The sequence below is a fragment of the Lentzea sp. NPDC020367 genome, assembly GCF_044387305.1.
Taxonomy (GTDB): domain Bacteria; phylum Actinomycetota; class Actinomycetes; order Mycobacteriales; family Pseudonocardiaceae; genus Lentzea.
Window position 1 is genome coordinate 445,331 of the sequence record NZ_JBIRVV010000001.1, and the last position, 18,168, is coordinate 463,498.

General features: G+C 71.1%; 12 protein-coding genes and 1 pseudogene. 2 read left to right on the plus strand and 11 right to left on the minus strand.

Annotated elements, in window-relative coordinates:
• Window positions 1-86: 86 nt before the first annotated feature.
• The 11 genes and pseudogenes from menC to ACH413_RS02015 form a co-directional block, all read right to left on the minus strand.
• Window positions 87-1,187, minus strand: coding sequence for an o-succinylbenzoate synthase (gene menC, locus ACH413_RS01965; RefSeq protein WP_360029747.1), 1,101 nt, complete (start codon window positions 1,185-1,187; stop codon window positions 87-89).
• Window positions 1,184-1,993 carry a GNAT family N-acetyltransferase gene (locus tag ACH413_RS01970; protein WP_360029748.1) on the minus strand — a complete coding sequence of 270 codons (810 nt, stop codon included), beginning with the start codon at window positions 1,991-1,993 and terminating at the stop codon, window positions 1,184-1,186. The genes menC and ACH413_RS01970 overlap by 4 nt, the downstream gene beginning before the upstream one ends.
• Window positions 1,990-3,054 carry a M20 family metallopeptidase gene (locus ACH413_RS01975; RefSeq protein WP_360029749.1) on the minus strand — a complete coding sequence of 355 codons (1,065 nt, stop codon included), beginning with the start codon at window positions 3,052-3,054 and terminating at the stop codon, window positions 1,990-1,992. Before ACH413_RS01975 ends, ACH413_RS01970 begins: the two co-directional genes overlap by 4 nt.
• A complete protein-coding gene (locus ACH413_RS01980; RefSeq protein ID WP_360029750.1) occupies window positions 3,054-6,275 on the minus strand; it encodes a serine hydrolase in 3,222 nt (1,073 codons plus the stop codon). The genes ACH413_RS01975 and ACH413_RS01980 overlap by 1 nt, the downstream gene beginning before the upstream one ends.
• Window positions 6,272-7,303, minus strand: a complete 1,032-nt coding sequence (locus ACH413_RS01985; RefSeq protein ID WP_360029751.1) for a membrane dipeptidase — start codon at window positions 7,301-7,303, stop codon at window positions 6,272-6,274. Before ACH413_RS01985 ends, ACH413_RS01980 begins: the two co-directional genes overlap by 4 nt.
• Before the next feature lie 8 nt (window positions 7,304-7,311).
• Window positions 7,312-8,007, minus strand: a pseudogene (locus tag ACH413_RS01990) (ABC transporter ATP-binding protein); the annotation flags it as partial.
• The gene (locus ACH413_RS01995) at window positions 8,004-9,833 is read right to left on the minus strand and encodes a dipeptide/oligopeptide/nickel ABC transporter permease/ATP-binding protein (RefSeq protein WP_360029752.1); all 1,830 of its coding nucleotides are present in this window, start codon (window positions 9,831-9,833) and stop codon (window positions 8,004-8,006) included. The gene ACH413_RS01995 and the pseudogene ACH413_RS01990, both read right to left, overlap by 4 nt.
• Before the next feature lie 106 nt (window positions 9,834-9,939).
• Window positions 9,940-10,893 (minus strand): ABC transporter permease, encoded by a 954-nt coding sequence (locus ACH413_RS02000; protein WP_360029753.1) that lies wholly within the window; start codon window positions 10,891-10,893, stop codon window positions 9,940-9,942.
• A complete protein-coding gene (locus tag ACH413_RS02005) occupies window positions 10,890-12,458 on the minus strand; it encodes an ABC transporter substrate-binding protein (protein ID WP_360029754.1) in 1,569 nt (522 codons plus the stop codon). The genes ACH413_RS02000 and ACH413_RS02005 overlap by 4 nt, the downstream gene beginning before the upstream one ends.
• Window positions 12,455-13,321, minus strand: a complete 867-nt coding sequence (locus tag ACH413_RS02010; protein WP_360029755.1) for a serine hydrolase — start codon at window positions 13,319-13,321, stop codon at window positions 12,455-12,457. Before ACH413_RS02010 ends, ACH413_RS02005 begins: the two co-directional genes overlap by 4 nt.
• A complete protein-coding gene (locus ACH413_RS02015; RefSeq protein ID WP_360029756.1) occupies window positions 13,318-14,694 on the minus strand; it encodes a serine hydrolase domain-containing protein in 1,377 nt (458 codons plus the stop codon). Before ACH413_RS02015 ends, ACH413_RS02010 begins: the two co-directional genes overlap by 4 nt.
• A gap of 236 nt (window positions 14,695-14,930) precedes the next feature.
• On the opposite strand from ACH413_RS02015, the gene ACH413_RS02020 reads away from it, so the two are divergent.
• Both ACH413_RS02020 and ACH413_RS02025 read left to right on the plus strand, forming a co-directional pair.
• A complete protein-coding gene (locus ACH413_RS02020) occupies window positions 14,931-15,662 on the plus strand; it encodes an ABC transporter ATP-binding protein (protein ID WP_360029757.1) in 732 nt (243 codons plus the stop codon).
• Entirely contained in the window at window positions 15,659-18,139 is a 2,481-nt protein-coding gene (locus ACH413_RS02025) for an ABC transporter permease (protein ID WP_360029758.1), read from the plus strand. The genes ACH413_RS02020 and ACH413_RS02025 overlap by 4 nt, the downstream gene beginning before the upstream one ends.
• Window positions 18,140-18,168: the final 29 nt, after the last annotated feature.

An 18,168-nucleotide genomic window follows, 5' to 3' on the forward strand; every position in this document is an offset into this window, starting at 1 on the left:
ACTGCCGCGGCGATCCCCACCGCGCTGCGAACGAAGCCGCACCGACCTGCGGAGTGGTAGCTCGGCAGGTCAGTGCGGCGTTGATGCTAAAGAGGAATCCACTCCGTCTTCACCGTCACCGCGTCCAGCACGTCGGGCAACGGCGTCACACCCAGCCCCGGCCCGGTCGGAACGGGCAGGTGGCCGTCCTGCAGCACGAACGGCTCCGTGACGTCCAGCTGGTAGTAGCGGCCGGACGCCGAAGTGTCGCCCGGCAGCGTGCAGCCCGGCAACGCCGCCAGCGCCACGTTCGCGGCCCTGCCGATGCCGGTCTCGAGCATCCCGCCGACCCACACCCCGATGTTGTTCGCGGCGCAAACGTCGTGGATGCGCCGCGCCTCCAGATAGCCACCGACCCGGCCGGGCTTGATGTTGACGATCTGGCACGCGCCGAGCCTGATCGCGTCGGCCGCCGACGACGCCGAGGTGATCGACTCGTCCAGGCAGATCGGCGTCCGCACCACCTTGGCGAGCTCGGCGTGGGCGAGCAGTTCCTCCTCGGCCAGCGGTTGCTCGATCAGCAGCAGGTCGAACGGGTCGAGCTTCGCGAGGTGGCGGGCATCGCCCAGCGTGTACGCGGTGTTCGCGTCGACCTGCAACAACACGTCGTCACCGAACCGTTCGCGCACGGCCCGCACGGGTTCGACGTCCCAGCCCGGCTCGATCTTCAGCTTGATCCGCTCGTAGCCCTCGTCCAGGTAGCCGCCGACGGCGTCGAGCAGTTCGGGGATCGAGTTCATGATCCCGACCGACACCCCGCACGGCACGCGATCGCGGACAGCGCCCAGCTCACGGCCGAACGACACCCCACGCGCGCGCAGTTCGGCGTCCAGGACGGCCATCTCCAACGCCGCCTTGGCCATCCGATGACCGTGGAAGCGAGCCAGCCGGGGCGCGACGGAGATGCCGTCGACCGGTCCGGTCAGCGCCGGGATGAAGAACCGCCGCAGCACGTCCGCGCAGCCCTCCACGTACTCCGGCGAGTACACCGGATCGACCAGCGCGCCGCACTCGCCCCAGCCCTCGCCCTCGTCCGTGACGGCACGCAGCAGCAGCAACTGCCGCACGGTCTGCGTGCCGAACGAGGTGCGGAACGGCGACTTCAGCGGCATCTCGACCCAGCGGATCTCCACCCCGGTCAGCTTCACGACTCACTGCCCTTCTCGACGACGTACCAGCCGGACCTGTCGAACCCGGTTATCCGCGCACCGCTCGCGAGCAGACCGCCGAGCACCTCCCGCACGGCGTGCCGCCACTCGTCGGCCACGGCCGGGTTTGTAGTCCGGAGAGACTCGATGTCCGGCGGCACGGCGACCAGGACCGTGCTGCCGGAACACACTCCCGGCACCGGCCGCCCGTCCTCGGAGATCCCGAGCCCGACCACGCCCGTCGCGCTGACGGTCCGCGGTCTGCCCTCGCACGCGGCCACGGCGGCGGGGGAGGAGATGCGCCAGCTGATCAGCAGCCGGTCGGTCTCGCCGCCGCCGTTGATGTCGTCGTGCATGTGGCCGTAGAAGTCGGGCAGGTACTCGGTCGCGTCGGCGCCGAGCTTGCCCAGGTTGAAGTACGCGTTGCGGCGCACCAGCGGGTCGAACGTCCAGCTGACCTCGGTCAGGCCGCGTTCGAGCGCCCACGTCCGCTGGTCGAGCTTGAGCGCGTAGCCGACGTTGCGGCCGCGCATGCCCGCCGCCACCCCGGCGATGTGGCTGTGCAGCGCACCGGCGGCGGGCGGCGAGCAGAACCCGATGCAGGCACCCACCAGGGCGTCGCCGTCGAACGCGCCCGCGACGTAGCTGCCCGCCTTCGTCATCGCCCGCAGCAGTTCGGCGGTGACCGGGGGAGTGCCGCCGGCGGCGGTCGGCCGCCAGATCGACTCGTACAACCGTTGCGTGGCCAGGAGTTCCGCGTAGTCCGTGAGCTGGCGGACCACCACGTTCTGCTTCACCAGGGTCATGTCAGCTCCTTCACCAGCGCCGCGAGCAGCTGGGTGCGCGGAACGAGCTCCGACACCAGCACGTGCTCGCTCTCCGCGTGCGCGCCACCGCCGACGGCACCGAGGCCGTCGAGCGTCGGAATTCCCACGCCCGCGGTGAAGTTGCCGTCCGACGCGCCGCCGACCGCCGCCTGGGTGATCCCTGGCAGGAGCCCGGAGGCCACCTCGAACAACGCGGACGACGCGGACAGCTCCAGCGGCGGGCGGTTCGGGCCGCCGGTCACCTCGACCTTCGCGCCGTCCAGCACCGGCTGCAACGCCTTCATGTCCTCGTCGACCCGTTGCTGCTCGGCGAGGTTCCGCACCCGGACGTCCACCATGAACTTCCCTTGCGCGGGAACGGTGTTCGTCGTCGTGCCGGAGGAGAGCACGGTCGGCACGACGGTGGTCCCGGCGGCGGGGTCCGCCAGCAGTGAGACCTTGAGGATCTGGTGCGCGGCCTCGATCGTCGCGTTCACGCCGCGTTCGGGTTCGAGCCCGGCGTGCGAGGCGCGCCCGTGCAACGTCACCTCGTACATCGAGGTGCCCTTGCGTTCGGTCTTCAAAGCACCGCCGTCCGCAGAGCCCTCGCAGACCAGGACAGCGGTGTGCTCGACGGCCTCGGTCTCGATCAGTCCGCGCGACGTCGGCGAGCCGATCTCCTCGTCGCCGGTGATGAGAACCGTGACGCCGTCGGGAGAACCGAGCGCCGCGACGGCGTTGAAGATCATCGCGACGCCGGTCTTCATGTCGAAGCAGCCCGGCCCGCGCAGCACGCCGCCCTGCACGCTGAACGGAATCCTCTCCAGCGTGCCGATCGGCCACACGGTGTCGTGGTGGCCGAGCAGCAACACCTTGCGCGGTCCCGATCCCAGCCGCCACCGCAGATGTGTGCGGCCGTCGAGCACGATCTGTTCCGGCTGCGCGCCGAGCAGTGCGGCACCCAGCTGGGCGGTGACCTCGGCGCTGCGGGCGACCGCGGCCAGGTCGGTGGACGGCGACTCGCAGGACACGAGCCGCTCGATGTCGTCGATCAGGTTCATCAGGAGACCTTCGGCGTGGCGCGGACACCCATGTGGACGTACTGCTCCCCGGTGGGCAGCGTGTAGAAGACCAGCGAGGACCAGCTCTTCGAGTCCGGCCACAGGTAGAGGAAACGTCCGTCGCCGGCCGGGATGAGATCGATCGCGGGCGGCTTCGGGAACATGCCGGCCAGCGGACCGGTCGGCGTCACGTCCAGCTGCAGCCCGTGCTCGCCCTCGACGATGTCGAGCCTCATCGAGGCCCGCTCGTACCTGCCGAGGTACGGCGCGGTGTCCACAGTGGGCGGTTCGGCGTCCGGCTTGCGCGGCATCGGCATGTCGACGCCCGCCAGTTCGGCGAAGATCTCCTTGTACAGCTCCAGATACACCTCACGGGCCGTGTCGCCGTTGGTCAGCAACGTGACCGCGAGGTCGTGCTCCGGCAGGATGCGCAGGAACGCGGACTGGCCGATGGTGTTGCCGTCGTGGCCGACCAGGCGTTGCCCGTCCCAGCCGAACCGGATCCAGCCGACGCCCCACGAGTCGCCCAGCGCCTCCTTGTCCGGCACGTCGGTCTGCTTCTCGGTCATCACGGCCGCGGACTCCTCCGACAGCACCCGCGTGCCGTCCTCCGCCACGCCGCCGTTGAGGTGCATGCGCGCGAACTTCAGCACGTCCTCCGCGCACGCGAAGATCGTTCCGGCCGGGCCGAGCGAGCGCGGCAGCATCCACACCGGCGCCGGCTCGAGCTTCTCGTCCTTGGTGACGTGGCCGACCGCGGCTCGGTGCAGCAGCGCCTCCTCCGGCAGCGTGCCCGCGCGGGTCAGGCCGAGCGGGACGTAGAGCCGCTCGCGCATCGCCACGTCCCACGTCTTGCCGGTGAGCTTCTCGATCACCCGGCCGGCCAGGACGAATCCCGCGTTGCTGTAGGAGAAGGTCGCGCCGAGCGGGTGGTTCTGCGCGGCGTCGGCGAGCAGTTCGGTGTAGCGCTCCAGGCAGTCGTCACCGCGGCCGGTGTCGGTGAAGTTGTCGCCGTCGATGCCGCTGGTGTGCGTGAGGAGGTGCCGCATGGTCACCTTCTGCTCGACCACCGGGTCGGAGAGCTTCAGCTCCGGCAGCACGTCCACGATCGGCGCGTCGAGGTCGAGCAGTCCCTCGTCGACGAGCTGCATGACGACCGTCGTCGTCCACACCTTGCCCATCGACCCGATCTGGAAGATCGTGTCCTCGGTGACCTCGACGCCGGTCGACAGGTTCAGCACGCCGTGGTGCGCCTGGATCGTGTCGCCCTTGTAGAGGATGCCGAGGGCCGCGCCCGGCAGGTCGTGCTTCTTCGCGAGTGCGGAAAGCCTGCGCTGCCAGTGCTTCGCGTCGAGCGGCTTGCGGTTCTCCGCGTGCTCGCGCACCCAGTCGGTCACGCGGTGGTTGAAGTCCGCGCGGTGCGACGGCTTGCCGTTGAGGATGAACAGGTGCGACTCGTCCGGGTAGAGCACCAGCTCGGTGGGCACGCCGTTCTGGCGCAGCGCGGTGAACCACTGCTCGGCCTGGCCGACGGGGCACCTGTCGTCGGCGGCGCCGTGGTAGATCAGGGTGGGCGTGCGGACGTCACCGACCTTCGTCAGCGGGGACAGTTCCGCGAGGTGCCCGCCCTGGCCGCCCAGTTCGAGCTCGGTGACGTAGTGACCGGCGTCGGACGTGCCGCCCATGCTGGTCAGGTCGCTGACCACGCCGCCCGCCACGGCCGCGGCGAACCTGCTGTCGCGGCTGGTCAAGTAGCAGGTCATGTAGCCGCCGTAGCTGTAGCCGGTGACGGCGAGCTTCGCCGGGTCCGCGAGTCCCTCGGCGACCAGCTCGTCGAGCGGCTCCAGGAAGTCCTTGGCGTCCGCCTTGCCCCACGCGCCGAGCGCGGCCCGGTAGAAGGCCTCGCCGTAGCCGTCGCTGCCGCGCGGGTTGAGCAGCAGCACCGCCCAGCCCTGCTGCGCCAGCACCTGGTGGTAGAGGTGGACCGGGTCCGCCGCGCCGTTCCACGCGTTGTGCGGGCCGCCGTGGATGTCGAGCAGCAACGGCGCGGGGCCGGTGGTTTCGGGGTCACGGACCAGCCAGCCGTGCACGACCGTGCCGTCCGAGATCGTGAACTCGCGTTCCTCGCGGACGAACGGCGTGATCTCGGTGTGTCCGGTGTGGACGGTGGCCTCGCCCGTCGTCAGGTCGACGGTGGCGATCTCGCCGAACGAGGTCGGCGTGCCCAGGACGATCGCGGCGACGTCACCGGCGACGGAAAGCCCTGCCACGACTCGGGAATCCCCGCCCAGGACCAGGCGCGGCGCGTCCCCGTCCTCCAGGTCGACGGCGTAGAGCTGGGTGCAGCCGCGGTCACGGGCGCAGAACAGCACCGTGTTCCCGTGCTGCACCGGCAGACCGCCGGGATAGCCCGCCATGCCGGGCATGAGGTTGCGGTCCAGCGAGGCGGACAGGTTGCGCACCTCGCCGTCCAGTGACAGGTGCAGGAGGTCGAGGTGGCCGGTGTCCGTGGTGGTGCGCCCGATGACGAGCAGACCCGCCTCGGTCCAGGTGACCGTTCCGGCCTGCCCGTCGGCCGAGCCGACGAGCCGCGGTTCGGTGGCGCCATCGACCTCGACCACGTGCACCGCCGAGCGGAACGTCAGGTCGGCGTCCTCGTCGCGCGAGGCCGTGAAGGCGAGCTTCGTGCCGTCCGGGGACCACGAGGGCGCGCCGGCGTGCCAGTCGCCGCTGGTCAGCTGCCGCACCTCGCGGGTCTCCAGGTCGAGCACGTGCAGGTGGGCGCGGAGGCTGCGCAGGTAGCCGGATCCGTCGGCCTTGTGGAAGAGACGGCTCGTGACGATCGGCGCGGAGACGTCCGCGATGTCGACGGGCGCGGAGAACGCGAGCTTCGTGCCGTCCGCGCTCCACACCGGCGCGCCGGCGCCGAGGGGGAGGGTCGTCAGCTTCTCGGGTTCGCCGTCGAGCAGCCAGATCTGGGCCGGGCCGTCCTGGGCGCGCAGGAACGCGATCCTGCCGTCGGGCGACCAGGCCGGTGCCGTGTCGGACTTACCCCTGGTGAGCTGCTTCGTCTTGCCGTTCGACACCTTCCAGAGCGCGCGGTCGTCGCGGTCGTTCTCGCGGTCGGTGGTGCGCAGGACGTAGACGATCTCGGTTCCGTCGGGCGAGATCGCCGGCTGCTCCGGCAGCGCGTAGCCGTACAGGTCCTCGACGGTGGTCATGATGCGGATCCCCTCAGTTCGGAACGGAACAGGTCGAGCACGTTCTGGCCCAGGACGCGGACGATGTCGTCCTCGGGCCATCCCCTCTTCTGCAGAGCCTCGGTCACCAGTGGCAGTCCCGCAGGCCCTTCCAGGCCGGGCAGGAAGCGGTCGGTCGGGACGCCCTCGATGAACTGGGCCTCGCAGCACGGCGGCGTGGTGTCCTCCAGGACCTCCTTGACGAAGTCCGGGCCGAGGCCGACGTGCCGGACGCCCATGACGCCCGCGATGTGCTCGATGTGGTCGACCAGGCGGCCGATCGTGAAGTCGGACTCGTGCAGGAACGGCGCGAAGAAGTTCACGCACACCACGCCGCCGTTGTCCGCGATGCCCTTGAGCTGGGCGTCGGTCAGGTTGCGGTGGTGGTCGCGCAACGCCCGTGCCGACGAGTGCGTCGCCATCACCGGACGGGTCGAGAGCTCCAGCACGTGGTCGACGCCCGCCGCGCTCAGGTGGCTGACGTCGAAGATCATGCCGAGGCGTTCCATCTCGGCGTGCGCGGCGACGCCCGCCCTGGTCAGCCTGCTGCCGGTGGCGTCCTCACCGCTGCCGTCGGCCAGCGCGGTGCGGCCGAAGTGCGCGAGGGACGCGATCCGCACGCCCAGCCGGTGCAGCGTCTCCAGCAGTTCGACGTCCTCGCCGACGCCCGGCGCGCTCTCCAGCGCGAGCACGAGCGCGATGCGGTCGTCGGCCAGGGCCTCGTCGATCTCGGTGCCGGTGACGCAGAGCCTGGTCTCCGGGCTCGCCTCGGCGATCCGGTGGGCGACCTCGATCATCCGCAACGTCTGCCGCAGCGCGCCTTCCGGCCGGAACACGTCGTCGATGAACACCGGCAGGACCTGCAGGTTCACCCCGCCCGCCTGCAGTTGCGGCAGCCACCGCTCGCGGAAGTGCGGTACCCACCGCTCGACCGGGCGGTGGACGAGCGCGTCCAGGAGGTCGTTGTGGGTGTCCGCGACGACGCTGCGCCCGTGCAGATCGTCGATCATGAAGCCTCCAGCCTCGTGTCACGCCTGGGCGCGGCCGCGAGCAGCTCGCGCGTGTACTCGTGCTGGGGGTCGGCGAGCACCTGCGCGGCCGGCCCCTCCTCCACGATCTTGCCCGTTTTCATCACCGCGACGCGGTCGCTCACGTACCGCACGACGGCGAGGTTGTGCGAGATGAACAGCATGGTCAGGCCGAACTGTCGTTGCAGTTCGCGGACGAGGTTGAGGACGGCGCCCTGCACGGACACGTCCAGCGCGGACGTGATCTCGTCGGCGATGATCACCTTCGGTTTGCCCGCCAACGCCCTGGCGAGCGCGACGCGCTGCCGTTGCCCGCCGGAGAGCCTCGCCGGCAGCGAGCCCGCCCGGCCGGGGTCGAGGTTCACCAGTTCGAGCAGCCTCGCGACCTCGGCCTTGCGGTCGGTGCCGCGGGGCATGGCCTCGGCGATCGTGTTGCCGATGCTCATCCTCGGGTCGAGCGACGAGTACGGGTCCTGGAAGACCATCTGGACCTTGCCGTCCGCGTGCACCGCGCCCTCGGTGGGCTTGATCAGGCGGACCGCGGTGGAGGCCAGGGTGGACTTGCCGGAACCCGACTCGCCGACGAGGCCCAGGACCTGGCCCGACGGCACGGTGAGGCTGACGTCGTCGACCGCCGTGTGGTGGCCGAAGCGGACGGTGACGTTGCTGAAGACGAGGTCGGTCATCGCGCACCTGCCAGTTCGGTCTCGGACTTCCAGCACGCGACCCGGTGCCCGTCGCCGAACGGTTCGAGCTCGGGTTCCTCGGTACGGCACTGGTCGTCGGCGAGCGGGCAGCGCGGTGCGAACGGGCACCCCTGGCCGATCTCGCCGGGCTCCGGTGGCCTGCCGGGGATGACCGCGAGCGGCGCGTCCCGGTCCGTGTCGAGGTCGGGCACCGCCTTGAGCAGCGCCGTCGTGTACGGGTGCCGTGCCGCCGTGAACAGTTCGTCCGTCGGCAGCTCCTCGACGATCCGGCCCGCGTACATCACGAGCACGCGGTCGCAGGTCTGCGCCACGACGGTGATGTCGTGGCTGATCAGCAGCACCGCGGCACCGCGCTCCTCGCGGATCCTGGCGAGCAGCTTGAGGACCTCGCGCTGCACCGTGACGTCGAGCGCGGTGGTGGGTTCGTCGGCGATCACCAGCTGGGGTTCGCCCATCAGTCCCATCGCGATCATGGCCCGCTGCCGCATGCCGCCGGAGAACTCGTGCGGGTACTGCTTCGCCCGCCGTTCCGGCTCCGGGATCCGCACCGCTTCGAGGCGGCCGATCGCCTTGCGCAGCGCGGCTTTGCGGCTCAGGCCCTGGTGCACCTCGGACACCTCGGCGACCTGCCCGCCGATGCGCCTGGTCGGGTTGAACGACGTCATCGGGTCCTGGAACACCATCGCCAGCCGCGTACCCAGCTCGCGGTCCGGGGTCTGGTCGAGGGGCTTTCCGTTGAACCGCAACGTGTCCGCGGTGACCGTGCCGGGATGTTCGACGAGCCGCGACACGGCCAGCGCCGTGAGGCTCTTGCCGGAGCCGGACTCGCCGACCACGCCGATCATCTCTCCGTTGTGGACGGTGAACGACACGCCCCGCACCGGCGAGATGCCGCCGGGGAAGGTGACGTGCAGGTTCCGCACGGTCAGCAGCCCGCTTTCGTTGGTGCCGCCGGTGGACTGCGGCGCGCGGACCGCGGTGCCCCGCGGTTGCCGCTGCCGGTGACCCGCCGCCGCTGCCTCGCCGAACAGGTTGAACGCCAGACCGGCGAGCACCACGGCGATCGCGGGCCCCAGTGCGGGCGCGGGGGAGACGTAGATGCGGCTGAGACCCTCGCCGAGCAGCCGCCCCCAGTCGTAGGAGGGCGCCTGCACGCCGATGCCGAGGAACGACAGCCCGGCGAACGCGGTCAGCGCCGAGCCCGCCACGAGGGTGGCGTTGATGACGAGCGGCTCCGCGATGTTGGGCAGGACGTGCCGGGTCAGCAGGCGGAACCGGCCCACCCCGCACACCCGCGCGGCCTTGATGAAGTCGCGTCCGCTCACCGAGGCCGTCAGCGTCTGGGTGAGCCGGGCGAACGACGGCGCGATCGCGAACGCGATGGCGAGCACCGCGCCGACCGTGCCGGTGCCGAAGATGACGGCGAAGAACAGCGCCAGCAACAGCCCGGGGAACGCGACGGCGATGTTGACCGCCGACGTGACGATCCTGGCCGCCCACCGCGGCAGCACCGAGGGCGCCGAGCCGAGGACCAGGCCGGTGACCACGCCGATCAGCGTCGCGAGCAGGGCCAGCCCGATGGTGAGCCTGGTCGCCACCAGCACGCGGTAGAAGATGTCGCGGCCGAGCTGGTCGGTGCCGAGGAGGTGCTCGGCGGACGGGCCCTGCTGGATGGAGTCGGTGTCGATGGCTCCGGCGCGGTCGCCCCACAGGAGCGGCGCGAAGATCGCCAGGGCGAGCAGGACCGCGAGCAGGACGGCGGAGGCCGCGCCCACGGGGGAGCGGAGGACGGTCAGGCGGCGCACGTCGCCTCCCCGGCGGTCGGTGGCGTTGGACGGGCAGCGTTGACGGCACGCGGGCTGATTGGCCGTGCGGGCCGCTTGTTCGCGAGCGGCTGGGCGAGCGGGCGCATCACGCCTCCCTGATCGTCGAACGCGGATCGAGCAGCGCCAGCGCCACGTCGACGACCAGGTTCACCAGCAGCACCCCTGCCCCGTACACCAGCACGATTCCCTGCACCGCCGGGTAGTCCTTCTGCTGGATCGAACCGACGATGGTCGAACCCAGTCCCGGCCACGCGAACACGTTCTCCACCAGCACGGTCCCCGCGACCAGGGCGGCGAGCATCATGCCGCCCAGGGTCAGGGTCGCGGTGACGGCGTTGGGCAGCGCGTGCCGCACGTACACCAGGCGTGACGGCAGCCGCTTGGCCCGGGCGGTGCGCACGAAGTCGTTGCCCAGCACGGAGAGCAGCTCCACCCGCACGATCCTGGCGAGCACCGCGGCCGGGCCGATGGCCAGCGCGAGCACCGGCAGCACCCACGACCCGGCGGCGTCGTTGCCCGCCACCGGGAAGAGGCCCAGCTGCACGGCGAAGAGACTCACGAGCGCCACCGCGAGCAGGAACTCCGGGATCGCCGCGAGCACCACGCTGGACGACGTGAACGCCAGCTCGCCGCCACGCCGGCGGCCACCCCTGGTCAGGATCGCCATGACGACGCCGACCGGCACCGCCACGACGACCACGACCAGGAACGCGAGCACCGCCAGCTGCACGGTCGCGGGCAGGCGGTCGCCGATGAGGTTCGCGACCGGCGTGCCGCTGATCAGCGAGGTGCCGAACTCGCCCTGGAACAGCCCGGACAGGTAGTGCCAGTACTGCACGGGCAACGGGTCGTCGAGACCCAGCGCGGCACGGCGGGAGGCAACGAGGTCCGGTGGCGCGGCCAGGCCCAGTGACTCGCGGACCGGGTCGCCGGGGATCAGGTGGATCATCAGGAACGCCGCCGTCACCAGCACCCACAGCGAGGTCAGGAAGCGCAGGGCCCGCCGCCGCGCGAACGGTGCCCAGCCGGCAGCGGTCATGAGGCCAGCATCCGGATCGAGGTCGGGTCGATGCTGTCGCTGATCGTGAACTTCGCGCCCTTCACGAACGTGGGCACGACGGCGTCGAAGTACGGCACCATGCCGGCGTCGCGGACCAGGGCGGCCTCGGCCTTGTCCCAGTGCTCGCAGCCCGCGGTGCCGGCGAGGGACGCGGCCTTCTGCGACTCCTCGGCGAACTCGGCGTTGGTGACGTGGGCGAAGTTCACGCCCTCCGGCGGCACCGGGCCGGACGCGAACGACACCAGCTGGCTCGGCAGCGACAACGTCAGCGGCACCATCGCCGCGTCCCACGCGCCGGTGCCGAACAACGTCTGGTTGATTCCCGCGGCGTCGACGGGCTGGATCTCCACCTTCACGCCGACGCCCTGCCACGCCTGCTGGATCAGTTCGGCGGTCGCGGTCAGCGTCGGGCCGAGGACGGTCGGCTGGAGCAGCTTGATCGTCAACGGTTTGCCGTCCTTCGACCGCGTGCCGTCCGCTCCCGCCCGCCATCCCGCGGCGTCAAGAGCACTGGAGGCGGCCGCCTTGTCGAACGCGGGCAGGTTCGGCGTCACGTTGTCGCCGGTGCACGGACGGGGCTCGACGGTCACGAAACCCTTGGACGGCCTGCCCTTGCCGGTGGTCAGCACCTTGCCGACCTGGGCGAGGTCGAGCGCCTGCAGAAGTGCCTTGCGCACGGCCAGGTCCTTGCCGGGATGCCCCTCCACCTGGTTGAACGACAGCGTCCCCAGCGGGGTGGCGGTGTCGACGTGCTCGAGCTTCTGCCCGAGCAGGCGTTCCTGGTCGGGGCCCGCGACGGTCGCGGCGCTGAGCTGGCCGGACAGCAGCAGGTTCACAGCGGTCGTCTCGTTCGCGATCACCCTGATCACGACCTTGTCCGGCAGGCCCTGCTGGTCCTTCTGCCAGTCGCCGGGTCCCCACGCGAAGTCCTTGCGCCGCACCAGGGTGTAGTGGTCGTTCGGCACGATCTCGGAGACCGTGAACATGCCGGTGCCCTGCTCGCCCTTGGCCAGCAGCGTGCGGTCGCTCATGCCCTTGGCGCACACGATCGGCAGCGTGCCGACGTTGGTCAGCAGGAACGCGTCCGGTGCGCCGCTGGTGACGGTGACGGTGCGGGTCGCCTCGTCCGCCGTCGCCGTGGTGCCGGGAACGACCTGGAGCCCGGCGAGCGCCGACTTGTTCTTCGGGTCGCCGACGAACGTGATGTTCGCGGCGACGTCGGCGGCGGTCAGCGGTGCCCCGTCGGCGCACGTGATGCCTTGGCGCAGCGTGAAAGTCGCCGTGGTGGTGGTGGCGTCCCACTTCTCGGCGAGGCCGGAGACGATGTCACCGTTCGATGTGCGCTCGATCAGCCTGCCGTAGAGGAACCGGCCGACCTGGCGTGCCACCGACAGGACCGTCAGCGCGGGATCGAGCGAACCCGGATCCGCGGCGACCGACATCGTGAAGGTCTTGCCCTCGGCCAAGTCCTGGCCTCCGGGCGTGGCCGACGTCCCGCACCCGGCGAGGACGACGACTCCGAGCAGGGCTATCGCGCGCTTCATGACGTCCTCCGGAGCTGGTCGACGGCGAGTCGTCCGGCGCGGCCGATCACCGCGTCGGCGGCGGGGTCGCGCAGGTCGAGCGACTGAGAGCGGGTGAACACCGCGACGGCGTAGCTGCGGCCGTCCGGGTAGGTGACGACGCCCGCCTCGTTGCGGACGCTGGGCAGCGTGCCGGTCTTGGCGGCGACCTGGACGTCGGCGGGGAAACCCGACGAGAGCCGGTGCGGCCAGATCTGCTGCGCCATGATCGTGCGAACCCGGTGACACGCCTCGGGTTCCGCGACGCGGTCGGTCCAGATGGCGTCGAGCAACGTCGTGATCTCCCTCGGTGTCGAGGAAGTGGTGCGTTCGGGATCCACGATGGACAGCTTCGAGACGCGCTCCCAGGTCGGACCCGCGAGCACCTCCTCGACGTCGTCCGTGCCCAGGTCCGCCGCCACGGAGGCGAAGAGGTCCTCGCAGCACCCCAGGATCCGAGTGCGCTCCAGACCGGCCTTGACCAGCACCGCGTCGACCGCCGCCTGGCCGACGCGGTGGAACACGACGTCCGTCGCGGCGTTGTCGCTCATGGTCATCATGAACAACGCCAGGTCGCGCCAGCTCATCTCGACGTCGTCGGCACACCCCGCGGTGCCGATGCCGCCGATGCGGTAGCGGGACGTGACGCGCGTCCGTTCGGTCTCGTCGAGCCGTCCCGCCGCCACCTCGGCCGCGTAGGCGACGGCGACCGGGATCTTGAACACCGACGCCAGCACCACCTGGTCGTCCGCGCCGTGACCGGCCTCAGGGCCGTCCACCCCGATCTCGCGGGCGTGGACGAACCCCTCCACGCCCGCGCTCGCGAACACTTCGGCGAAGGTCACGGCGCCACCCGGCGGTCCGCACGGCCGGTGTGCAGGAACAACGCGCGCCCGTTGCCGTCGTCGCCGACGAACGCGTGCGGCATGTGGATGCCATGAACCGGTTCCGCCGCAACGAGTGTGTCGTCGCGCCACGGCACCAGCTCGGTCTTGCCCGCGGACTCCGGGCTCAGCTCGGCCATGATCCCCTTCGGGATGACCTCCATCCAGATCCGGCCGTCCTCGTCCTGGGTGACCACGCGCTCGCCGACCGCCGACACGTACACGCCGGTGAACCGGTCGCCGTCGACGCGCGAGGGGTCCGCGGCGGGTTCGGGCATCGCCGGCAGTTCGACGCCGGTGAGCTCGCGCAGCACGTGCCGGAAGATCGCCTGGTAGAGGTCGATGGTCTTGCCGCCGTTGGTCAGCAACGCGACCGCGACGCCGTGCTCGGGAACCAGGCGCAGGAAGGCGTTCTGCCCGATCGTGCCGCCGTCGTGGCCGATGACCGTCGCTTCTGGGTAGTGGAACAGCTCCCAGCCCAGGCCCCAGGCGTCGCCCATCAACGCGAGGTCGGGCACCTGCACCTGAACCTGTTGCATGGCCTCGACTCCGGCGGGCGACAGCACGGAGGCGCCGGAGTTCATGTGCATCCGCGCGAACTTCAGCAGGTCGGCGGCGCTCATGGCGAGCACGGAACCGGCCGGGGCGTTCGACCGCACCAGGGACCAGACCGGCGCCACCTGCGGCCCGGCCTCCTCGTCGGGCGTGAGGTGCCCGACGGCGGCGCGGTGCATGATCGCCTCGTAGGCGTCCGCGGCGGCGTGGGTCAGGCCGAGCGGGGCGAACAGGTGCTCGCGCAGGCAGTCGTCGTACGGCTTGCCGCGCATGACCTCCACGATGCGGCCGAGCACGCAGTAGCCGGCGTTGTTGTAGCTGAACATCTCGCCGGGTGCGAAGAGCTGGGGCGTGTCGTGCAACGTGGCGACGTACTTCTCCACGCAGTCGTCACCGCGGCCGGTGTCGGTGAAGAGGTCGCCCTCGAAGCCCGAGGTGTGGTTCAGCAGCTGCCGCACCGTGATCCGCGCGGCGGCCTCCTCGTCGGCGATGCGGAACTCGGGCAGGTAGTCGCGCACCGGCGCGTCGAGGTCCAGCAGGTCCTCGTCGACGAGCTGCAGCGCGAGCGTCGCCGTCCAGACCTTGGTGATCGACCCGATCTGGAACAGCGAGTCGGTCGTCGTCTCGACGCCGGTGTTCTTGTTGAGCACGCCCGCCGCGGCCTCGGCCACGTCGTCGCCGACGGTGACGGCCACCGCGGCCCCCGGCACGTCGTGCTCGGCGGCCAGTCGCGGCAGGTTCTCCTGCAGCCACTCGTTGATCTCGTTGAGCTTGGACATCCGCGCCCCATCCCACGTCGACGTGACTCCGGTCACCGGCAACGCTAGGTTTCGCGGCCACGCGGTCACCTCGTCGCGGCCGACGAATCTGACCTTCCCGGTTCGTTCGCGCGGACGAACCCACCTGGAGGTAGAGCCTGCTCCACCTGAGGCCGGGCAGCCTGCGTGATCGTTCCGCGAGGCTCGCGAAATTACGTTCTTGGGCAGAAGAACGTTGCGAGCCAAGGAGAAACGTGATGAGGGCAGACGCGCTGTCGTTGCAGGCGGTGCGGAAGGTGTACGGCTCCGGAGGCGGCGCCGTCACCGCGCTGGACGAGGTGACCGTCGGCATCCGGCGGGGCACGTTCACCGCCGTGATGGGACCGTCCGGCTCGGGCAAGAGCACCTTCCTGCACTGCGCGTCGGGCATGGACCGGCCGACGTCCGGCCGCGTGCTGCTCGGCGACACGGACCTCGGCGGCCTGAAGGAGGCCGCGCTGACGAAGGTGCGGCGGGACCGGATCGGGTTCGTCTTCCAGGCCTACAACCTGCTGCCGTCGCTGACCGTCGAGCAGAACATCACCCTCCCGCTGCGCCTGGCGGGCCGCGCGGCGGACCGGGGCTGGCTGAACGAGGTCGTCGGCAGGGTCGGCCTGGACGGGCGGCTGGACCGGCTGCCGTCCGAGCTGTCCGGCGGCCAGCAGCAACGCGTCGCGATCGCCCGCGCACTGGTCGCCCGGCCCGAGGTGGTGCTGGCCGACGAACCGACCGGCGCGCTGGACTCCCGGACCGCGCACCAGGTGCTGACCCTGCTCCGGTCCATTGTGGACGAGATGGGGCAGACGGTGCTGATGGTCACGCACGACCCGGTGGCCGCTTCGGCGGCGCACAGCGTGCTGTTCCTGGCGGACGGACGGCTGGCCGGCGAGCTGACCGGGCCGACGCCCGAGAAGGTCGCGGAGCGCATGACGCACCTCGGGGAGTGGTGACCGTGCTGAGTCTCGCCTGGCAGACCGTCAAGGCCCGCACCAGCGGGTTCATCGGGGCGTTCGTCGCGATCCTGTGCGGTACCGCGCTCGTCGCGGCCTGCGGGATCCTGATGGAGTCCGGCTTCCGCGGCGGCGTGCCGACCCAGCGCTACGCGGCCACCGACGTGGTCGTGACCGGTGACCGGACCGTGCGGCCTCCCGGTGGCGACGTCCTGGCGTTCGAGCACACCGCCGAACAGCCGTCCATCGCCGCCTCGCTGGTCGCCAAGATCGCCGCGGTGCCGGGTGCGAAGGCCGTTCCCGAGCAGACCTTCCCCGCCGTGGTGGTGGGCGGGGACGGGCAGCCGCTCGCGAGCAAGCCGACCTTCGGCCACAACTGGGGCTCCGCGGTGCTGGCGCCGTTCAACTTGAAGGAGGGGAACCCGCCGAAGCCCGGCGAGGTCGTCCTGGACTCGGGTCTGGCGGCCGAGGCAGGGGTCGGCGTGGGCGGCGAGGTGCGGGTGATGACCCGCTCGGTCCCGGTGACCTATCGGGTCGCCGGTGTCGCCGAGGCCGGAGGAGCACGCCAGGCATCGGTCTTCTTCGACGAGGCCAGGGCGACCGAGCTGGCCGGGAGTCCGGACCGGGTGAGCGCCATCGGTGTGCTGGGCGCCGACGCCCAGCAGGTCGAGAACGCTCTCGCCGGCGACCACGTCACGGTGTCGTCCGGCGCCGACCGCAGTGCCGCCGAGTTCGACGACGTCAGCCAGACCAAGTCGATCCTCGCGATCCTGGCCGGCTCGTTCGGCGGCTACGCGGTGCTGGTGGCGATCTTCGTGGTGGCCAGCACCCTCGCGCTGACCGTCGAGCAACGCCGCCGCGAGTTCGCGCTGCTGCGGGCCGTCGGCGCGACGCCACGGCAGATCCGCAGGCTGATCGGTGTCGAGACCACCGTCGTCTCGGTGATCGCGGGCGTGATCGGCAGCCTGGCCGGGATCGGCGTGAGCCTGGGCCTGCGGGCCGCGTTCGCGAAGATCGGCGTGGTGCCGGACGACTTCGCGCTCTCGATCAGCCCGATTCCGCTGGTCGCGGCACTGCTGATCGGCGTCGGCGCGGCGCGGCTCGCCGCGTGGAGCGCGTCGCGCAGGCCGTCGTCGATCAACCCGGTCGAGGCGCTGGGCGAGGCCGCCGTGCAGAAGCGGGACGTCGGCAAGGTCCGGCTGGCCATCGGCTGGGTCCTGGTCGCGCTCGGGCTCGGCGCGACCGCTGTGCCGCTGTTCATCGGCGGGCAGATCGGCGCGGCGATGTCCGTCATGGCCGCGCTCGTGCTGATCATCGGCCTGACGCTGACCGGGCCGCGGGTCGTGGGCGGAGCGGTGCGGGTGATCGCGCCGGTGCTGGCCAGGTCCGGGGTGAGCGGGTACCTGGCGTCGGCGAACGTGCTGAAGAACTCGCGCAGGCTCGCGGCGGCCGTGACGCCGCTGATGCTGGCCGTCGGGTTCGCGGTGGTGAACTTCTACAGCCAGACGACGTTCACCGCCGCCGTGCAGCAGCAGACCGAGCGCTCGATCACCGCCGACCACGTGATCACCGGGGTGACCGGCGTGCCCGCCGAGGTCGTGAAGCAGATCGAGGGCGGCACGGCCACGTCGCTGGTGCGCACGCAGGTGATCACGGCCAGCAAGACCGGCGACAGCGTCGACGTGCAGAGCCGGCCCGCCAACGGGCTCGACTCCACGGCGAGCGGCCTGGTCGACCTCGGCGTCGTGTCCGGCAGCGTCGACGACCTCCGGCCCGGCACGGTGGCGCTGGGCGCCGCGCACGCCTCCTGGGAGAACAAGGAGGTCGGCGACGACGTCGAGTTCTGGTTCGCCGACGGCCAGCAGGCGAAGTTGAAGGTCGTCGCGACCTACGAGCACGACCTCGCGTTCGGCGACTACGTGCTCTCCGCCGCCGACGCCCGCGCCCACACCAGGTCCGGCCTGGACAGCGCCGTGCTCGTGAAGACGGCCGACCCCTCCGCACTCAACGCGCTGACCAGCCGCTATCCGGGCCTGCAGGTGACCGAACGCGTGGCGGCGCAGGACCGCAGCCAGGAACGGACCCAGTTCCTGCTCAACCTCGTCGCGGTCGGCGTGATCCTCGGTTACGTCGCGATCTCCGTGTCGAACACGCTGGTCATGTCCACGGCCGCGCGGCGCCGCGAGTTCGCCCTGCTGCGCCTGGTCGGCACCGGACGCCGGCAGATCGTGCGGATGATGCGCGCCGAGGCGTTGCTGACCGTCGGACTGGCCGCGGTGCTGGGATCGCTGGTCGCGGCGGTGCCGCTGGGCGTCCTCGCGATCAGCCTGACCGGGAGCCCGCTGCCCGCCGGCTCGATCACGGTGTACCTGGGGGCGCTCGCCGGGGCGGTGCTGCTCGGCGTGGTGTCGATCGGCGTGTCGACGCGGATGTCGTTGCGCGCCAAACCCATCGACGCCATCGGAACCCGCGAGTGAGAACGGGGGAAGGCCACTGAGGTGGCCTT